16 protein-coding genes and 3 pseudogenes are annotated in these 18,933 nt (G+C 57.1%); 10 read left to right on the top strand and 9 right to left on the bottom strand.

The annotated features are described in order from the left end of the window. Nucleotides 1-180: pseudogene (locus tag X728_RS1000000169730) on the bottom strand (helix-turn-helix domain-containing protein); the annotation flags it as partial. A gap of 457 nt (nt 181-637) precedes the next feature. Between X728_RS1000000169730 and X728_RS1000000171885 the strand changes: the two are divergent. The 3 genes from X728_RS1000000171885 to X728_RS137955 all read left to right on the top strand — a co-directional run bounded on the left by X728_RS1000000171885 (nt 638) and on the right by X728_RS137955 (nt 2,536). Continuing rightward, entirely contained in the window at nt 638-883 is a 246-nt protein-coding gene (locus X728_RS1000000171885) for a hypothetical protein (RefSeq protein ID WP_081731043.1), read from the top strand. Then, nucleotides 829-1,332, top strand: a complete 504-nt coding sequence (locus X728_RS137950; protein ID WP_023697160.1) for a hypothetical protein — start codon at nt 829-831, stop codon at nt 1,330-1,332. Before X728_RS1000000171885 ends, X728_RS137950 begins: the two co-directional genes overlap by 55 nt. 487 nt (nt 1,333-1,819) lie before the next feature. Then, nucleotides 1,820-2,536, top strand: coding sequence for a hypothetical protein (locus tag X728_RS137955; protein ID WP_023697161.1), 717 nt, complete (start codon nt 1,820-1,822; stop codon nt 2,534-2,536). Between the two features lie 416 nt (nt 2,537-2,952). Here X728_RS137955 and X728_RS1000000168020 read toward each other — a convergent pair whose 3' ends face one another. From X728_RS1000000168020 to X728_RS137960, 3 genes are read right to left on the bottom strand one after another with little or no spacing between them, the layout of a single operon-like run. Continuing rightward, nucleotides 2,953-3,396 carry a hypothetical protein gene (locus X728_RS1000000168020; RefSeq protein WP_023697162.1) on the bottom strand — a complete coding sequence of 148 codons (444 nt, stop codon included), beginning with the start codon at nt 3,394-3,396 and terminating at the stop codon, nt 2,953-2,955. 23 nt (nt 3,397-3,419) lie between these two features. Next, nucleotides 3,420-3,806, bottom strand: coding sequence for a hypothetical protein (locus X728_RS01090; protein WP_023697163.1), 387 nt, complete (start codon nt 3,804-3,806; stop codon nt 3,420-3,422). Between the two features lie 29 nt (nt 3,807-3,835). Then, the gene (locus X728_RS137960; RefSeq protein ID WP_031196130.1) at nt 3,836-4,795 is read right to left on the bottom strand and encodes a DUF2971 domain-containing protein; all 960 of its coding nucleotides are present in this window, start codon (nt 4,793-4,795) and stop codon (nt 3,836-3,838) included. 446 nt (nt 4,796-5,241) lie between these two features. On the opposite strand from X728_RS137960, the gene X728_RS1000000170675 reads away from it, so the two are divergent. The 3 genes from X728_RS1000000170675 to X728_RS137980 all read left to right on the top strand — a co-directional run bounded on the left by X728_RS1000000170675 (nt 5,242) and on the right by X728_RS137980 (nt 6,927). Beyond that, nucleotides 5,242-5,523, top strand: a complete 282-nt coding sequence (locus X728_RS1000000170675) for a hypothetical protein (protein ID WP_023833143.1) — start codon at nt 5,242-5,244, stop codon at nt 5,521-5,523. Between the two features lie 65 nt (nt 5,524-5,588). Further along, on the top strand, nt 5,589-6,341 hold the full coding sequence (locus X728_RS137975; RefSeq protein ID WP_023833142.1) for a hypothetical protein: 753 nt from the start codon (nt 5,589-5,591) through the stop codon (nt 6,339-6,341). 160 nt (nt 6,342-6,501) lie between these two features. Then, on the top strand, nt 6,502-6,927 hold the full coding sequence (locus X728_RS137980; RefSeq protein WP_023833141.1) for a hypothetical protein: 426 nt from the start codon (nt 6,502-6,504) through the stop codon (nt 6,925-6,927). Between the two features lie 1,245 nt (nt 6,928-8,172). On the opposite strand, the gene X728_RS137985 is transcribed toward X728_RS137980, so the two are convergent. Further along, a complete protein-coding gene (locus tag X728_RS137985; RefSeq protein WP_023697168.1) occupies nt 8,173-9,054 on the bottom strand; it encodes a hypothetical protein in 882 nt (293 codons plus the stop codon). A gap of 101 nt (nt 9,055-9,155) precedes the next feature. On the opposite strand from X728_RS137985, the gene X728_RS137990 reads away from it, so the two are divergent. Continuing rightward, nucleotides 9,156-13,520 (top strand): hypothetical protein, encoded by a 4,365-nt coding sequence (locus X728_RS137990; protein WP_031203442.1) that lies wholly within the window; start codon nt 9,156-9,158, stop codon nt 13,518-13,520. 194 nt (nt 13,521-13,714) lie between these two features. Here the strand turns inward: X728_RS137990 and X728_RS01000000167345 are convergent. After that, a pseudogene (locus X728_RS01000000167345) lies at nt 13,715-14,348 on the bottom strand (transposase); the annotation flags it as partial. Between the two features lie 287 nt (nt 14,349-14,635). Between X728_RS01000000167345 and X728_RS137995 the strand changes: the two are divergent. After that, nucleotides 14,636-15,646, top strand: a pseudogene (locus tag X728_RS137995) (IS5/IS1182 family transposase); the annotation flags it as partial. Nucleotides 15,647-16,010: 364 nt separating this feature from the next. Here the strand turns inward: X728_RS137995 and X728_RS0136435 are convergent. Genes X728_RS0136435 through X728_RS138005 form a run of 3 tightly spaced genes read right to left on the bottom strand, consistent with a single transcriptional unit; the run spans nt 16,011 to nt 18,230 of the window. After that, nucleotides 16,011-16,415: a DUF6527 family protein gene (locus X728_RS0136435; protein ID WP_023697172.1), complete on the bottom strand. Its 405-nt coding sequence runs from the start codon at nt 16,413-16,415 to the stop codon at nt 16,011-16,013. Continuing rightward, nucleotides 16,412-17,599 carry a ThiF family adenylyltransferase gene (locus X728_RS138000; protein WP_023697173.1) on the bottom strand — a complete coding sequence of 396 codons (1,188 nt, stop codon included), beginning with the start codon at nt 17,597-17,599 and terminating at the stop codon, nt 16,412-16,414. The genes X728_RS0136435 and X728_RS138000 overlap by 4 nt, the downstream gene beginning before the upstream one ends. Next, nucleotides 17,574-18,230, bottom strand: coding sequence for a multiubiquitin domain-containing protein (locus X728_RS138005; protein WP_032898264.1), 657 nt, complete (start codon nt 18,228-18,230; stop codon nt 17,574-17,576). The genes X728_RS138000 and X728_RS138005 overlap by 26 nt, the downstream gene beginning before the upstream one ends. A gap of 150 nt (nt 18,231-18,380) precedes the next feature. Between X728_RS138005 and X728_RS138010 the strand changes: the two genes are divergently transcribed. Together X728_RS138010 and X728_RS138015 are read left to right on the top strand one after the other, a co-directional pair. Then, entirely contained in the window at nt 18,381-18,587 is a 207-nt protein-coding gene (locus X728_RS138010; RefSeq protein ID WP_010913797.1) for a ribbon-helix-helix protein, CopG family, read from the top strand. Beyond that, nucleotides 18,584-18,892 carry a hypothetical protein gene (locus tag X728_RS138015; protein WP_023833134.1) on the top strand — a complete coding sequence of 103 codons (309 nt, stop codon included), beginning with the start codon at nt 18,584-18,586 and terminating at the stop codon, nt 18,890-18,892. Before X728_RS138010 ends, X728_RS138015 begins: the two co-directional genes overlap by 4 nt. Nucleotides 18,893-18,933 lie beyond the last annotated feature (41 nt).

Here is an 18,933-nt window from a genome sequence, read left to right as displayed (position 1 = left end):
TTCGGATCTCTGGGGCCAGTCGGAAGATCGGCGGCCGACGTCCGGTTCCTCCACTTCCTAACCGTCTTCTGATTTGATGCCGTAGCGCTTCGCCAGCGCCCTCAGGCTCTCTTGACTATGCTGTATCGCTCGACGGATCGCCTCTGTCGTCGTGGCGCTCCCATGAAGAACCTGGCCCATAGCGCATCCTTTGATTCGGACGAAAAGTATGCGCCATCAAAGCCTGGGATCAAACACCTAGCCTTCGGGGCCGGACGTTGTTTCATATCAGACCGGTGGGGATGAAGCCTGCCATCCAGCACCCGGTCAGTTTCAGGTCAAACTTGAAATCCCAGTCGGGTCAGAACGCGATCAACTGGCAGTCCGACGCACTTAAAAATGACAAATGGATCGCCTGCTTTTGGGCCATCCATGGGGAATTCGGGCGCGAGAGAACAAGCTCACACAGCATAAGCGAAGCTCCAGGCGAATCTTGCGCTGGCCGAGGCAGAACCATGTTTAAAGCTGCCTGTTTTCCACCTCGAACCTGTCTGAGTCCGGCCGATCGTCATAGATCGGCCAAAGCATCGGCCAGATGGCTCCCCCAATTACGGTTTGTGCATGGTTGTCAGTACGATAGGCCTGCCGAACATCGGCCATGATCATCATCGGCAGCATCGATTTGTGTCCAAGCCTGGCGACGTCGGCTGTTTTGGGCAAAAGCCTGCACTCGCGTACCGCAGCCAACCTCGCCCATCTCGTGCGCATCATGAACACCTACTACAGCAACCTGATCGAAGGCCACGATACGCGCCCGCGCGACATCGAAGGGCGCTGGTCGGAATTTCGATGTTCTTGCACCTCAGCTCAATACACAAGGTTTTGGGAGCCGCAGCCGACTTAGGAGAGGAAGGCGAACAGGCGGCCGAGCAAGCCATGAACCAGTCCGATTTTGACACCACCTTCGAGAAAAAGTTGGACATTGAGTTAGAGGATGCGCGAGTCGTTTACATGGGCGATTTGGCTGATGGTAACGCCTTCGACCCCCGGTTGCTTCAAATCTTCAGTGTTGAATATGAGACCACCGTAGCCTTGAGCGACAAGCTTGTCGTTGCGACCATGGTCGTCGAAGTCGAGGTTGAAGTGGACTTGGAGTACGAAGACCGCAGCGAGGGTGGGTACGACAGCGAAGAGGGTGTTTGGCATGGTGCCCAAACTGCCACAACCGCACTGGCCGAGCCTGTTAAGGTGCTCGTTCTTGTTGAGATTGAGCGAAATAGCGGGAAGGTGCGGGCCGCCAAGCTTATCAAACGAGAGATCTATTTTTACCACTCGGTGTACGACTACCGGTAAGAGCCGCTTCAGTGATCCCACAGGGCGGCGTAGCACGTCACTTCTGAGATAGAGCTTCGCTTTTCGTTGAGTTGGATGCGGCAGTCGGATGCCAGTTTACATAGTACGCGCGGTAATGCAGCATATTGGTTCCAGTCCGAGCAGCGGGCACGCCATCGCCATATTCACATAGACCATGGAGCCGTCGGCGACTGGCAGAGTTCGCGCCATCTGATTGCGGACATTATTCGCGGTGTTGGCAACCCTGTGGACTTTCGGGGATGCGATGGTGAATTCGCCATCAGGCAGATCGTGAACGCATGGAATGGCTTTTCCGCCTGAACCGCTCAACCAACGCCCGGATGCACTTGCGGGAAAATGGCTGCCGATTGTGTCGACACACCGTTACGGCATTGCGAAGCCATCAATCTTCGTCCTGACAAAACCGCATTGTAGATTTCCCGTTCGTTCTCTATCTCTCTTGCAGTGCCTTGCGGGGGATGAGCACATGGCAGAGCCCATAGATTTCGATAACTTACCGGAGAATCCGTTCCAGGCGTTCGTCATCCTCGTGGGGTTGTTCGATGAGCAGCTTGCCGAGGACATCCGAGGCAACGAGGAGGGTGACACCCGCCTCGCCCTTATCAGTCACATGAACAAGATTACCGGTGCCGCGAGGGCGCTGCATATCGAGGCGCTGAGAGATTGGGAGCTGCCCGACTACGACAACACGTACAACGTCCACCGCGAATTCGACCTTGCCACCAAGAGCATCGTCCTGCAAATCCAGATTCAGAAGGCCCGCATCGGTGCCATCTACTCGGTCGAGCTGGACGCTGCCACCAAGGCTCGCATCCACAACCTCGTCAATGAAATCCGCCAGTTGGTTGAAGCCGCCGACCTTGAAGTCGGCAAAAAGAACTCGCTATTTTCCAATCTCAACGCGTTCGACGCGGACGTTGACCGCGCGCGGACGCGGTTCGACAACGGGATGCTGATGGGCATCTCCATCGCCGACCTCATCAACAAAGGCGCCAACGCCTTGAAACCAGCCAACGAGCTGCTGAAGCGTATCAATGAGCTTCTTGGCGGTGCGAAGACCAAGGAAGCCGCCCCAGAGAAGCTGCCGTCCCCGGACGACATCAAACGCGTCGAAAAGCCAAGGAAGCAAATCCAGGACTTCAGGCGCGCAAGCCGAGAGCTGGACGACGAAATTCCATTCTGACGGCTTGCAGGCTGATTCCCCTCCAGCTCCTCGCTCCGGGCCTGCACCTGCGCTCGCATCTTCGCCTGGTCGCCGTTGTACACGTTGAAGGCTGCGAACAGCTTCATCACGTCCTCCTCCAGTTCGGTGCCGCGGTGGACGCTCGGCATCAGAACCTCAGAAAGAGATCGGAGCGCTGCCATCAGGGTTTCGCGATCGGCCGGAGCCATCTCGGGTTTCGCCGACAGATTCAGCCCCACGCTCCCCGCTACTGCCAGCGCCTGTTCCGTGGCGGTGATCCACGACTGCACTGACGCAAGTCCTCCACCAGCCGTTCCGCCAGCGCCACTGCCTCGTCCGCCGTAGCGGGCGGAGCGACGGTAATGAGGGCGCCAGGTTGCGAGCAAGTCAGCCTCGATACCGTCGCCGATGCCAGCTTAGGCTTGCCCGATGGTGAGGCCGACCTTACTCGCTTCCGACCTAAGCATCTTCATGAGGGAGGGATTTGGCAGTTCAGTGACCTCTACCAGCGTAAAGTCACCTCCATCCGAAGTGACACTCATCCGCTGGAATTTTTCTGTCATAATGCGATCGATAAAGCCCTGAATACGGGCAGGAGCATCTGGTCCATTGCCCTGTATGCCTAACGTGTAGGTCTGCGGAGAAATATTCCCAGCCTTGCCGAACCTAAAAGCTGCCGCGCGAGTGAACCCCTGCTCAGGCCTTTCGAGCGCGCTGACCCGGTTTAGAATTGCATCGAGCTGATTCTGAAAGATCTTCTCTGCAGGCGTGGCCGACTGTGCGAACTCCACTTTCCCGCGAGAAAATGTGACCGGGTTGTCCACCTCGTACCCATCGGCCAGCACTGCCTCAATAGCCATCTTGAGCGCGCCCTGAGCAAGCTCTAGGTCTTTAGGTCTTTTCCGGGAAAAGCTGAGTGTGCGGAATGACGCAATATCGAAGGGAATAGGCTGCTTTTCCAGGCGCACTGGATAATGGGCTTCTGGGTCATGTGCCGGATCCCGATTTCATAAAAGGCGTTCGGGTTCAGAGTTGTTAAATCAGCCACAACCAATTCAGCGTCCAGCAGGGCGGTGATGACCTGGGCATCAATGCGGCCTGGTTCTGCGATCTTGTCCGCCCGCTTCACCTCAAACTCAGGGAAATGCTCGGCAAAAACCGGTTCAACGATGCCCTCAAGGAACCAGTCCGCGTGAATTCTTTCGTCGCTATCATCGCCACCAATCGGCCCGACTACAAAGCAAAGCTTTTTCGCTTCTTTCTTGGCCATAATCCCCCCTGGTCACTATCCGCCGATGTCTACTGCCTGAGAGGTATCGTTGAGCAAACGACCTTCTTGTCAGCATCTGGCACGCCTGCCTCTTCCAAAAGCGCGACCGTCGCCTCCCGCAGTTGGTCAGGAAACTCGGTTGGGCCGATGATTATGCGATCGACTAGCTTGGGCAGCTCCGCACCAACAAATCCCTCCTCCGGGTAGTCCTTGAAAGGAATGCTGTATACGACTTGCGGCACCCCCCGTATTAGCTCGATGCTCTTCACGAGCTTGTGCTCTGTCGAAAACCGCGGGTCGAAAATGACGCGCCACTCGCGCTCCTCTTTGAAGCCGGGGTGCTTGGTGCAAAGAACCGCAAAACGGAATGCATTAAACAGCGAGTTGATAAGCGCTTGCCGGCCATTTGCCTTAAGCATGTCTTGGTGGGTTTTAATCCCATCCGTCACCCGATTGAATTGCGTTACGAACCCCCGCTCATCGAGATACGCTACCGGCGATGACACGACGCCGAGAACCGTACTGGATGAATAGAACGCCTCTGGATTTAAGACCACAGCCACGCCAGAAGGCCCGCCGTAGGCTCGCCACATTGAGAGGCGTCCGAGATCGTCTTCATCGCTGTCATGCTCCGAGAGACAGCTTATGTAAGTTTCCCTTCCGAAAAGGGGAACCCAGCCCCTGAGAAGGTCGGCTATTTCCTGGGAAATGCCTTCAAACAGGCCATCGATAGTTTGCCGAAACCGATCGCCGTCAGGACTGTCCCAGGCGTTCGCTAAACAGCTGCTTCCGTGTTCGATTTCCATAAAGTCGTTCATCACCTTCGCGTTGCGAAGCCGCATTCTGTTGGACCTCACGATGTGAAAAGCGGTCTCGGCGCTGCAGTAATGAACAAAGCGAGATTTCTTCGTCATGGCGACCATGTACTGGTCGACGGCGTGAGGGTGGAAAATTCCGAAATTAAGAAGCTCTTCTGGCGTTATCCGCATATCAGTACCTGTCTGCGTCGGTGTCCGCTCTGGTGCCTCATTGCCGGATCGCACCCGGTAATCTTTCAGATCCTTACCGGGCTCGAAATGCCACCGGAAGGCCTCCTCTGCCTTTTTTTCCCACCCTGGCCCGTCCGGCCCTTCTTTTTGTGGGCAGTCCAGTACTTGAACTGCGGCACCGAACGCCGTGGTTTGGCGGTGTCATCGGCGGGGCCAGCTTGCTTGACTTTTAGCTCCGCAAGGTTCTTTTCACGCTCTGCTATCTGCTCAATTTCTGGACTGACTCTAAGCCGAAACAGTCGCATCCTTCATTCGGGGTGAGAGGGCGTGGGGAAAATCCAGCATCATATCGGTGCCGACCTGGCTGACCAGCGGCGCAAGAACGCCAAGAAGCGGCGGCGCGGCTTATGGCGGCTTGAGTATCTGTTTGCACGGTACCCGTAGCCGTGGTCGTCTCGCAGAACCCCGGCATCATCGGCGCGACGCCCAGCCTCATGCAGCTTACCGACGAAGTTGATGACGATACATCTCCAAACGCCTCTCTATTGTCCACGGGTGCGGGATGCACGATCAAGGGCAACATCAGCATCAACACCGGCGAGCACATCTACCATGTACCCGGACAGCAACACTACTCCGAGACAAAAATCAGCCCGCAGTATGGTGAGCGATGGTTCTGCAGCGAAGCAGAGGCGCGGGCGGCCGGATGGCGCCGAGCAAAGCGATAGTAATAAATTCGGATTTCTCCGCGACCGCCAAATTTTGAAACGACGACCAGCCATCACAGGTTGCGATGCTCATCTTCTCCCGACGTACGCTGCAATCCGTCATTGATACGGTCTCTGGTCACACACCGGATTCGCAGTTGCGTTCCCTTATCAACGCGGTGGAGAAACCGAACAAGAACGGGATACCTGGAGTCTGGGAGCTTTACCTTTTGGCCGGCCATATTCTGGCGCACAACGCCAAGGTTGAGCCAACGCTCGCCAACGGGAAGAAGCCTGATATCTTGCTGCCAGAGCATCTTATCTATGCCGACGTAAAGGCGATTTCTGATGATCAAGCTCACCACGACTATCCGATTGAATTCTTTATTGAAACTTTTTCGGATCAGATATTGCGCCGCTTGCCGGTGATGGGGAATTTTCAAGTTGATTTCGGATCACGCAAGGCTTCGATAGATGGCCAATTGGTGTCAGTCCCTGTGCTGCCACCGAAAGCAGATATTGCTCAGATCACAAAACAGATTGCCTTGGACCTGAGACTGCAGGGCGGCGATTTTAAACGCCCTTTCGAATATTTGATCGTTTTCGACGGCGTGCCGACCAAAATATCGTTCACGCCTGGCCGCCATGACTTTCCGACGCTTGGTTGGAATTCGGCGCATTTCACGACACATCGCAGACACGATCGCGAGGTCGATTCTGTTGCAAAAAGCGCTCTCGACGGTGCTCGACCGCAGTTGGAGTCATCACCGGAAGGGTCCCTCAGAGGTTTACCTTTGCGATGGCGGCACGGAGCTCTGGACAAAAGGGGCAGCACATAAAACTTTCCCGATACATGACATAGTACGCCGCTATATCGCTTCGTCGTCGTGGCTCGACTTCGTCGTGCTCTTTTCCGTGGAGCAGGAGCGAGATCCGACAGATCGGATGGCACCGTCTCTGCGATCACGACGGGCGACGTACAGGGTCAGCCATAGCGTCATGGCTCGCGATGAGGCAATTCGTGACAAAGTCGATCGCCTAGTACGGGAAGCGTTAGCCAAGCTGGATTCCCCGCTCCAGAATATTGAGAGTGCTTACCTCAATCGCATGAACACAGCGACAAGTATTGGCTTTCGAGGAGGCTGGACGACTATGGGAGACGACAAGTTTCGCATCCCCGCGCGATCGCTCGGCGAAATACTCGCTGGCGGCAACGCTCGATCGATTTTGGACGGCGACGAGGACCGTCTTTGGATCTCAGAGAGGCTGGCACAATGCCACCGCGATGGAAGGATGATCGTCAAGACCGAGCTGGTGAGCGGCCGACCAAGTGACGACGATTGGATCGACATCACATTCGGACCCAAAGATGCAGCTGTCTCCCCACTTGAGTTGCCAGCAAGCAAAAAGAAGGATCCTAGCTAAAACGTCTCGATAGCGTCCCGGCGTGTAGTGATGGCTGACAACGACCGACCGAAACCACCCGATGAGCACCTGATAGAGTTTCTTGACGGGCTGCGACCATTCGCAGCAACGTTCTGCATATGTGTTGCTGGGGAGTAGAGATCGCCGGTCTTGTTGAACTCACCACGATGGACCTCCTCCAATAGTGAAGGACTTCTTAGCGGAGGAGCCCTGACTTAGGGCGTATCGGTGCGGACAGCTCATTGGCGTAACCGAAATTGTACTCGCGCCGCCAAAAGTAAATGAAGAGCTAAACCAGAAAATCTACGAAGAAACTGGTCACGAGGCGTTTCGAGATGCTGCCATCCGCGCTCCATTGAATGAACGTCACTTTGAGCGCGCTCGCCAACAATTCGCTGAACTGCGGCGGACATCCCTGAGTCCTGAATCTCTTTCGCTATGGCGAGAGATCTACCGGGATTGACGCCCAGTGAAACCAAGACTGCCGCAGCGGCGTCTTGACCGACTGCCCGCCGGCTGTCTGTTCGACATCGTTTCATAGCGACCACCAAGCCAGCGCCAGCACGACGCCCGCGGCGAGGGTGAAGGCGAGGAAATGTATCATGCGGCATCGTCCGGCCTTCCGCCCGGCAAGACCGTGAGCCGCGGTTTGGCTTTGCCGGGCAGGATCCCCACGCCTATCGTGCCTGCGACTAGATGCTGCAGGCGCGGGATATGCGAGATGTCAGCGACGGCGGTGAAGGAGCGCGCGCACATACTCCGATTCTTATCGCTTGGGAGGCCCAAAGCGCATGACGCCTAACAGGAATGTCATTAGCGGTTGAAACGAGTTGGATCTGAACACGGCACGCCGGCCCTCCTCCGACTTGAACTCCACATTCGGATGTCAATTAAGATTATCCGATGGGAAATTCTGTGAACCCAGCCTCCTGCGCGAGCGCGCGCAATTTGGCTGGAGGAGCCAGACAAAAAGTTCGAAAAGCTTCCATAGAACCCCAGTCGATGGTCAATTGTAGAACCGTCTGACTGTCCTCCTAGGGGTCGACAGCGGTCAGTCCGCTTATGGGAGCGGATGGCGGAAGGCTGCGGTTCGGCTCTCGACCGCATTGCCGCCGCTCCTGCGCTCCGGTAGGACTGCTTTTAGCCCTTAGCGGACTTGTGTCTCGGCTTTCCTGGTAAGCCTGCACCGCGGATGGCCAGTGGATGCCGCAAGCTGCCAATCCGCCTTAATTTCGTAACTCCGACTCAGTCGCTTTCTACAACGTAGTGCTCCCTAATCTCTTTTTCTTCGTAGAGATCATCACTAACCATCGCCACGATGATGGCGGCGACGGCAAAGCACAGATCAACGTCGGCCTTAGCAATCGGCTCTGTTTTCGTGTTGTGAGCGATAGCGTTTCTGAGTTTTTCGCACTTGTCGAAACCGTTCTTAACGTCTCCCCATATCTTCACTTTATCGAGGCCGCCGACAGATGGTGGCATGTTCGCCTTTATGATCGCCTGCAGTTTCTGCATCAGTCGGATGTCAGGTTTGATCCGCTGATCGTCGGATTGCCCCTTGTTGAGTTTCTCACGCTCCGATTCAACGAAGCTGTCGAGTGCCGAAAAATATGAGAAAAATGCCTGCTTGAGCTTTCCCTCTTCCTCGAACGCGAAACCTTCGGCAATCGCTTCCGCAGCATATCCGATACGACTGCTTTCTCCGGAGTAGGAGGCCACGATGAAATTGAAGCGCACATCCATGTTCATTTCCATGGAAGTACCAGACAAGCTTCCCCTGACCAGTGCTCGGCACCCAAAGCGGTCTGCCATCTGGAGTTCCAAGGCAAGCTTCCCTGTGCTTTCAGAAGTTGCTTTCGGTAGCTCATATTCGGGATCATCGTGCGGGTCATCGTCAACGAAGTACCCATAGTCGTCCAGTATCAAACTATGGATGAAAATCGCTTCGTCCGAGAGATCGAACTCGTGCCAGACTGGGTAGTCCTTATCGGTTCCCCCGTCGTACGGGATGAAATCGAAGTCGGGAAGGAGTTCAGTGGTCCTATAGACGCGCTTGACCTCGGAGGCCTCCAATTTAAGGCAAACACCGAGCTTGTCCTGGCTCAACGCCTCCGTCAGCTTACTCATGAATTCGACCTCGAATCTTGCAGAGCATTCATATCCAGATTCTGCAGATCACGTCGTCTGCGTGAGTACAACCATCAATGACTGAAACCCATGGGGGATTTATGACCACTTCCGCCGGCCAAAAACCAAGCTTGATGGACTTTGCTCGCGCAAAAACTTTGTTGGCGGCTCGACTTCGCAAACTCGAAGCGACCGGCACGAGTGGATTTGAAGGTCTCATGCGAGACGTCCTGTCAGAAACCACAGGTCAGCTGTTCAGGTTGGCCAAATCAGGCCCGCAGGCAGGATCCGATGTCCGGACGATCGAGCACAATACATTTCGCCTCGGTCTGGAAGCCAAAAGATATGGCGCGAAAACACGGCTTAGCCTTGATCAGATGAAGGCAAAGGTCGTCGACTCCGCTCTTCAAAGCGACCCTGTCGATCTATGGATACTGGCTGCCTCGCGGGAGATCCCGGTCACCGATATCGAAGCGCTCCGAGACATCGGAAACCGCCTGGGAGTAGCTGTGCTGGTCCTCGATTGGCCAAGCCACAAAGACTCGCTTCCCGACTTGGCGGTCCTTTGCCTTGAAGCGCCAGTCGCCATGGCGCGCCACTTTGGGAACGACCGATCTCTGCGGGACGTGGTCAGAGCAATTGGATCCCACCCGGATTTCGCAAAGTCTCGCGAGAGGGTCCGCCAAAGGCTGCTGGACGCCGATATCGGATATGCGGCAGCTGTGAGCGCCATGAAGACCTGGATTGAGGTTGGTTTGTCCAATCCCATGAACGCGGCATCACGTCTTGGCGGGAGCTTTAACAATCTGCATGACCCTGCCGTGAGGAAAGTCTTACGGCCATCGCTGAACGAACAGCTCGACAAATGGCTCATCAGCGGTCGACCTGCGGTTCTGCTCGGCGATGAAGGCATGGGGAAAACCTGGTCCTTCTTGTCCTGGTGGGCAGCGAATTCCGCAGACGGCCGTAATCTGCCTCTGTCGGTTTTCGTCTCGGCCAATGACGTCCGGGACGACAACGCCGAGGAGCTGCTGGCCAAGGTTCTAGCCAGACGGCTCGGCCATGGCGATGCGACGTTCTGGCTACGCAGAGTTGGGCTCTGGCAGCGCGCCGATTTCGCCGGTCAGCAGTTCATTCTGGTCGTCGATGGACTGAACCAGAATTGGCGAAAACGCGATTGGTCGGATTTCCTGCAACCGCTCTACGACGAGCGCTGGAAAGGTCGCTTTGCCGTTCTGACCAGCTGCTGGCCAGACCATTGGGCCGATCTGCACAGGCTGGCGCCGTTGGCTCCCCGTCCGGATGAAATTCGTGTTGGTCCCTTCAGCAACGACGAGCTGAAAGCGCTGTTGAAGTTGCACGCGGTGGAGGGTGAGGCGTTTGGAGATCGGATGCTGGATCTTATGAAGGTGCCGCGTCTCTCCCAGTTGGCTATCGAACGGCGTGAGGCCCTCGCGCCAACAGGCGACATAACGCCCGAGCGGCTCGCATACGAAGATTGGAAGCACAGGGTAGGTCGGCGCGGAGCAGCGCTGGCGATTTCCGATGAGGAATTCCGAGATTTCATCCGCGATCTCGGCAGCGGCGTGAAGGTTTCGCTCGATGACGCAATGTTCACCCGCGTTGATCTGGTTACCAAACTGGGCCGGGAGAGCGGCAAGGGCCAGGACGACCTTCGCGAAACCGTGGCGGAGCTGATCGCCGGGCGTTGGCTGGAAGCAGGTGACGGTCCTCATCGGTTTAAACTCCGCAAGGAGCTTACGCCTTTCGTGCTCGGCCTAATATTGGCGGCTGAACTGAGAGGCCTGGGCGATGAAGGCGAGGCCGCTGCCATCATCGCCACGTTCGTAGATCCCTACAAGGGGCAACGGCTCGGCGTTTCGATCCTGCGAGCGACAGCAACAATCGCGCTCCTGGACGGGCTTGTCGGCCGGCCTGCTCGGCGTGCCATCGTTCATCGGTGGGTAGCCGAACAAAACTTCTCTCAGGTGGACTATGATGCTTTCTGGCGTTTGATCGGCCTGGATTTTGAACTTTTTTGCCAGATTGCTGAGGAGACCTGGCTCGCCCGGTCCGGCAACAGATCGATGGATGAAATCCTTATCAAGGGACTGGCACGAGCCCATTCCTTCGCAGAGATCGCGCCACGCCTCGTCAGGCAGGTGACGATCTGGCTGGGATGGCTCTGGGCAGACCCAGACGACGGACGCTTCCTTGGTAAGATTGATCCGAACTCCGAGCGATCGGTCACAAATCGCAAGCGAACTCATGACAACCTGAAACGATGGAATGACTCGCCGATATCGTCGACCTGCCCGACCGTTGAACTGGTGGCCACGGGCGACGTGAGTTGGCTCGCTCACCGGGTGTTCGGGATTCTTTCGTTCCTGCCGCTGCAGGCATTCACTGACGCGTTCCTGGCCTGGGCAATCAGCCGGGCAATCATGGCCACCGCCAATCATTTCGAGGAGCTGGCCTGGGTCTTGCGCCTGGGCGGCGGCAAATCTGGCGATTTTCATGCCGCGCTGCTGAAAGCCGTGGACGAACTGACCGCAACAGGTGATGACATTGCGCTAACTGGCGGGCAATGGCTTCTGGAGGCTTTTGGAGACGCTGTCGCCGGGACGCACTTGGCTGCGTTAGTAAAGGACAAATCACCTACACTATTTGCAGACCGCGCGGATACCCAAAGTCCGCTTGATCCGAACGCATGCGTAGCGAACCATGATGCCAAGTTCGCAGGCGACCAGCTTTGGCTGCTCGGGCGCCAGTCGAGTGATGACGACAATCGTTTTGAGCGCCTAAAAGCTATGTTGGCCCGCACAGACCCAAATCTCCTGCAACAAATCGTTCGCTTGGCGGCCCTGAGCGCCCCGGGGCGAAACGAACTCGAATTGCAACGTCTTGTGGCCGAGGCCAACCGACTTTCGCTACTGTATAGACAGGAGGAGAGACTTCTAATCGCCGATGCCATCAAGGATTTGATCGACGCCTCGGCCATCGCCAAGGACGATGATCTTCCTTGGTGGCGAGCACGCGAGCTGGAATTGCGTCTTTGGGACCTCGAACCGGAACAACTGCTGGATAGAGTGCTCGACGATTGTCTGAAGCTGCCGATCCTCGCCAGGATCGAGAAGGTGCTGCTGCGTTGTGGACAATCAGCCATACGATCGCGCCTTTCCAGATTCCCGCTAACCGGTCCTCGCGATGACGTGCTCAGCGGGCTTCTGCTCCTGGGCGCCATAGCTGATGAAGAGGCTCTGGATGGTTGGTCAGATTTGGCGCCACTTGTCAGCAGCGTGGACGCAGAAATACGCGGCGCCGCTTTCGAACTGGCACCAGAGACACGCGACACTCAGGTGCTGCAGGCGATCGCCGATAGCGGATGGAAAGCTGCGGAAGCGAACAACCTCAAAGACCGCTGCCGGGGATCATTGGCGTTGCTGGCTGCAAGCGAGATTCTGCAACGCCCGGAACTGATGGAAGAGGCGGATCCCGAAATCTGGGCCGTCATGCTTCAACGAAATCCTGAAGACCCGGTCGCGCTGCAAAAATATCATGACTTCGTTCGCGGTGCCTTCGATAGGCTGGATCAAAAGGGAGGCTCCTGGTCCTACCCGAGATATTGGGCAAACCACGACCTGCCGATGACCATCTTGATTGCGAAGCAAGGGGCGAGCCTCGTGGCCTGGTTGAACGCTTGGCTCGACGAGCGTAACCACATTTCGAACGTTGATACGCTCGATGAATTTCCTCTCATTGCCCTGTGTGAGGGACTCATTCGATCCTTGCCCGCGGCTGGCATCCCGTTGTGGCGGAAGTTGAATGACGCAAGGGACCGAGGCATCATAAAGAACCCTCGGATAACCCTGTTGCCAGTTGAGGCGCCAGCATGCGCTGCCGGAGATGAAGGACGCCGGGAGGCTCTTGACCTCTGCACGACTGACAATGTGTTGCTTGACATGGCGAGGGCCGCCATCCAGCACGGCCAATCGAGCTGGCTTGAGGCCACCATCCGAGATGACGAGGCCAGTGGCGATGCGGCCCGGATCGCGCGGGCTTATACGCTCCTGGGTTTCTGCGATCTGACACCCGCATTCGAAAAGATATGGACCGAGTTCGAGGCGAGGAAGCCACGAACAGGCTGGCTGGCCGAGGTTTACGCGACTGGCAGTGATCACTATCGTCGAAACAGATGGGCGCGCGAGTGGTATCGACGCTACCTACACGCCGCTGATCAAGCGACCGCATTTGCCGCCCACGAAGTTCTCGCGAAGACGATCGACGGGCGAGGCAACCTTTGGATCAAGGGTAAGGATATTGAGCTGCTCACGACTCCGGTCGGGCGACACTGGGACACGAACCTGACCGTGCTGAACCAAGCCATCAAGAGCAGAAGCGAAACCCTTCAGGATAGGCTTTATGGCGCGAGAATCATGAGGCAAACCCAATCGCCTTGGCTCTGACGGGGATTCGACACCGAGCAAACCTGTTGGCAATGCGAATTCGAAGCGCTTGAACCAGCCGAGTATGTAAGTTGGGTTTCCGCGCAAGCTCGGTGATTAGATAAAAAGCAACCTTCTCGGCGGCGTCGCCCGAGATCGTGTCCCTTGTAGCTGACGGCTTGGTCGCCGCGCTCTCCGGGATGGGGCCGGGCTGATCAGCGTGCCACGGCTGGCAGGCTGATCAGACGGATCATCGCTCATTTGGCTGATGGTTTCCAGCGTCATGTATCTGGCGCGCTGCACGGCCCATTCGTCGTTCTGTTCGAGCAGGATCGCGCCAACCAGGCGGACGATGGCGTCGTCATTTGGGAAGATGCCGACGACCTCGGTGCGCCGCTTGATCTCGCCGTTGAGGCGCTCGATCGGGTTGGTCGAGTGCAGCTTGGCGCGGTGCTCCTTGGGGAAAGTCATGTAGGCAAGCACGTCGGGCTCGGCGTCGTCCATGATTGTCGCCAGCTTCGGCACCTTCGGCCGGATCTGGTCGGCAACGGCGCGCCATTGCGTGCTAGCAGCCCCGGGCGTTTCCTGGGCGAAGGCGGTGGCGATGAAAGCGGAGACGACGCGGCGCCCGCTCTTGCCGGCATGGGCCAGCACGTTCCTCATGAAGTGGACGCGGCACCTCTACCATGTCGCGCACAGCACCTTGGTGACGGCCGCCTTGATGCCTTCATGGGCATGGGAGACGACGAGCTTGACGCCGCGCAGGCCACGGCGGGTCAGCTTGCGCAGGAACTCCGTCCAGATCGGCTCGGCCTCAGACGTGCCGACCTCCATGCCCAGAACCTCTCTCGGGCTTTCGCCCGATCATGCGGGAAACCTTCTCGATGGCATGATCGACTATCTCGAACAGTTGTTGAGTGTCCCCAGAAGGTATCTTTCGGAGAGATATCTTGTCCGAGAGCGGGGTAAGGAGACCTACCAGCCAATTTGTCCGGCTGAGCTCGATTGCCATAAAGCATGTGTTCGTTATCCGCGTAACGGACTGCACCGATGGATTGGCGGTCATGGATATCCTCCTGTCTTTCGCCGAGAGAGGGAGCAAAGCTGCCCCAGCCGCAGGCCCCCTGCATAGGATCTACTTCCAGTACCTTTGCGGCGAGGAATTCTTCTGCCACGCGCTGCCGTTCGATCGCTCGTCGATGACGCGCTGGCGCGGCCGCATGGGCGAGGAGCGGATCATGGCGCTGTTGCAGGAGAGCCTCAGCCTTGCGGTCAAGACCGGGGCGATGAAGCCGGCCGACACGCGCCAGGTGATCGTCGACACCACCGTGCAGCCGAAGAACGTCATGTTCCCGACCGACGCCAAGCTCATTCACCGGGCGCGTGAACGGCTGGTGCGGCTGGCCAGGAAGACGGGGCTCAATTTGCGCCAGAGCTATGTGCGGGTCGGCAAGCTGGCGCTGATCAAGCACCAGCGCTATGCCCACGCCAAGCAGTTCAAGCGGGCCAACAAGGCGCTGCGCAGGCTCAAGACCTATCTCGGCCGGACCATTCGCGACATCGGTCGCCAGATTGCCGGCGATGCGGGGCTGGACGCGCTCTTCAAATGGCCGCTCTACCAGGCCGCCACCGTTCTCGAGGGCAAGGCGCACATGCCCTACGAGTTCGGCGTCAAGGCCTCGGTGGCCACCACGCTGAAGCGCTCCAAGGGCGGCCAATTCGCCCTGCATGCAAAAGCACTGCCCGGCAATCCCTATGACGGCCACACGCTGGCAAGCGTCATCCCCGATATCGAAGAGACCATCGGCAACGAGATCGGCCGCATCCTTGCCGACGCCGGCTATCGCGGCCACAACGCACCCCAGAGCCACAGGTTCAGGGTCGTCACCAGCGGCCAGAAACGCCGCGTCACCCCGGCAATCAAACGCCAGATGCGGCGGCGGTCGGCGGTCGAGCCGGTGATCGGCCACATCAAGGCCGAGCACCGCATGGGCCGCAACTACCTCGCCGGCCAGCAGGGCGACGCCGTCAACGCCATCCTGGCCGCCGCCGGCTACAACTTCTCCCTCCTGCTCAGGTGGCTGAAGGGTTTTTTGTCGCTCTTGATCGCTCTCTTCCAACTCCGGCCCAAGCCGGTCGCCGCTTAGGGGCTGGATTGTTCACGGTCGACTATCTGTTCGGCCGGTCAGACCGCCAAATTCGGTTCATTCAGAATTGGATGGGTACCGACCAAAATGAATCCCTAATCGACCGACTTCACAGAAACGAAGCGATCTCCGGCCCTGACGAGCGAGTTTCGGCGTTGTCCGGGTGCTCCTGGATGAAAGATCGGGCTTCGCGCCTCATTTGGACAACGCCGCCAGGTAACCGTTTCCCTGAAACCTGCCCTTCATTCAGATTTGCAACATCAACGACTACCGGCTTCCTAGACCTACTTGGAGCCAATCGGAGGACAGCCGTGTCGGCGCCAGCCCGACCGCAAATTGCGGCCGACCCCATGGCAAACGTTGATTAGCCAATGAACTTGATCCACAGGCGCTTGAACCATGCGACGATGGCCCTGAGCCCCTTCGGCTGGGCGCCGCGCTTGAGCAGACGGTCATGGACGCGGCCCGCTTCGATCTGCGCGCGAGACATCTTGCCGGCCCATTGGATGCGGCCGCTTTTAATGATGTAGTGCGAGCCACAAGGGAAGTCGTGATTGCCGATCGACGGCCATATCGAGGCTCCCTCGTCTTCCATAATGAGGTCATATTCAGTCGGAACGAGCGGTGTTGAAACCTCCTCGCCGCACCCACACGCGCAATTATGCAGCGCGACGTGGCATTCGCGCGACACGTAAAGGACACCGTCTTCCAGTTGTTCCGGAATGTCTTCGACGAAGACCGTTGTAAGACAATCCACCCGAGCCATCATGTCACCCGGTTTGTGATATTGTTGCCCTCGATCATGTATGTCGCGTTCCTTTCGTTGCGCTCATCACGATAGAAGGTCAGCCAGCGTTTCCAGCGCATGACCGCCATAATCGCGTTCAAAGAATTGAGTTCGGCGATCTGGATTTCGGTTCCGTACACATCGGCCTCTTCGTCGTCGTCACCGAACGACAGATGGGTAGCCACTTCCGCCCACGGCATGCCAGGGGCAATAAACGTTGCCCTTGCGCAACCGTCGAGCGTGTTGTCGTCCAGCCCTATACCTATGCCAGTGTCGACGAATGCAATGCCCAGGCGAACCAGCCCTTCGGCAATCACGCGCCGCGACGATCCCTTATCAACGCAGACAAATACGAAGTCATAGGCTGAAAATTCGTCAATGTTGTCAGCCGTCACTCGAGTGGTGTGCGGCTTCACGCCCTTGTGCATGCGCGCGTAGAGCGCAGCGTAATAATCTACCTTGCGGGGGAAATTCTTCGCTAGCACCAGTTCGGGAGCACCAGGCGAACGGAAAAGATTGTGGTTGAGAAGCTGGTCGTCATCGTAGATGTGGATCTCGGCAACACGGGTCTTGGCGGCGAGGTCGAGCAGATAGGCACCGGTTCCGCCGAGGCCGATGATCGCGATGCTGCCCCTGAGTTTGCGGTTGGCGGCGAGGATTCCGTAGCGGACTGACGCAGAATCGGGAATCGCGAAGGGACTATCGTCCTCCGCACTGGCCAACGTGACGCCTGTACGCGCGTTGGCGGTCTTGTCGTGAGACCGCGCAGCAGCACCGAGGTGAGACTCATAGGTGACAACCTTGTCGTAAATGTTGGCATACTGGCCGGTGCCTTCTGGCTTCGACGAGAAATAATGGTGGACCTTGATGTCCGACCCCACAGTCGCTTCCTGACTATTATGGATGATATTTGTCATTGGCGTGCCATCGCGATGGCAAGGCGTCTCGCCGGCGAACCACATGGTGTGGTCCGTCAGTGGAGTCGAGGTCAGGCCTTCCGTATCCAGCGACAGAGTGCAGACAAGTGTGCCTCGACCAAGCGACATGTCCCGCTTCACATAGGGCACGCTGTGAACGAGGAGGACGAGGTCGCGCATCTCAAGCTCAAACCCCTCGTCCAGCAGTTGCTTCAGATGTGGATCACGACTTATCAGATCGGCGGACATTGAAGACCATCCCATTCTTGACTTCGATCTTTTCGCCCTCCACCAGATCACCTTCCGCGCCGTGTACACCTTTCAGGTAAGTTATCGTGTACTTGAATTTCTCGAAGTCGGCGTCAGGGTAGGCGAGAAGTGCAACCTCACGATAGCTGAGCTTTTTCTTGGGCACCGTACGCGGTCGCCCGTTGACTTTGATGACCACCGTCTTCGCTTCGCGGCTGCGGATGCGCTCGACTCCCTGTCCGCCCAGAGTCACCTCGCCATCAGCGGGAATGACCGCGTCGCCGGCGCTGTCCAGGATTAGCTCGAGTTCCTCATCGATGCTGGCGTAACGGTAGATGTCAGCTGCGGAGAGTTTGGCCGCCCCCCATTCCCAGCCGCGCTCGTTGACGGTGAGGGAGAAGGTCCGATCACCTTCGAATGAAAGGAACTCAGGCTGCGGCATCTGTCGCAGGTCGGTCGGCTCCTCAAGCCCGATCGAACGCGTCGACCCGTCCGCAATCTGGATGAGAATATAACCGCTAGCTGGATTGAGCCCGCCGATGGTGCGGACCTCGCGACCTGAGATTATGGCGTCATTGGTGGCGATCACGCGACCATCCAGCTTATATGTAAAGTTCGTTACGTCAGGCATTGAACCCTCCTTGTTTCTCATTCTGCACAAATCATATATGGAGTTTTTAGCCAATGTCTAGCTATTAATTGGCTAGTTAATGGTTGTTTTTTGATTGACAGGTATGGACTTTATAGCTACATGGAGAGTGCTGGTTAGGGAGAAGCGCCTGTGAAGCGTACGATGACGCTTAATTTGTCGGACGCAGAAATGAGCGTCCTTGAAACCATGTGTGAAGAAAAAGGGTTGTCTAAAACCGCACTCGTTCGCCAAGCGCTGCGGCTCTACAAATCAGTCGATGATCGACTGGCGCGGGGCGAAAAGGTGTTCGTCGAAAGCGCGGATAAATCAGAAAAAGTAGAGCTTATGGTTCTATGAAAGGGCTGATCGATCGAGTCTTTCTCAAAAATCGTGCCACAGGCCTGTACGAAGATGCACACCTGTATCATGGCTTGGACAGCACGAATCTCGCGCATATCGAAGGACGCTGGCGACCTCTTTTTGAGTTGCGTCGGAGGGAGGCTAAGGCTTCCCTTCAGACGTTAGCAGAGGTCAATGCTGAAGACGCCCATTGGGAATGGGGCAAGAAGGCGCTGGTTGCGCTGAACGACCCCTTCCTGTTCGATTTCTTCGTGCTTGAATGTGGTGGCAGTGACCTGCCACTGAGTTTTTCCTCCATCTGAGATTAGAGTCCGGGCCTTGATCGAAGGACGGACTGATGAAG

It is taken from the genome of Mesorhizobium sp. L103C119B0, from assembly GCF_000502235.1.
Lineage (GTDB): Bacteria > Pseudomonadota > Alphaproteobacteria > Rhizobiales > Rhizobiaceae > Mesorhizobium.
Note: the sequence above shows the minus strand (reverse complement) of the source record. Positions and strands in the feature narration are given on the sequence as shown.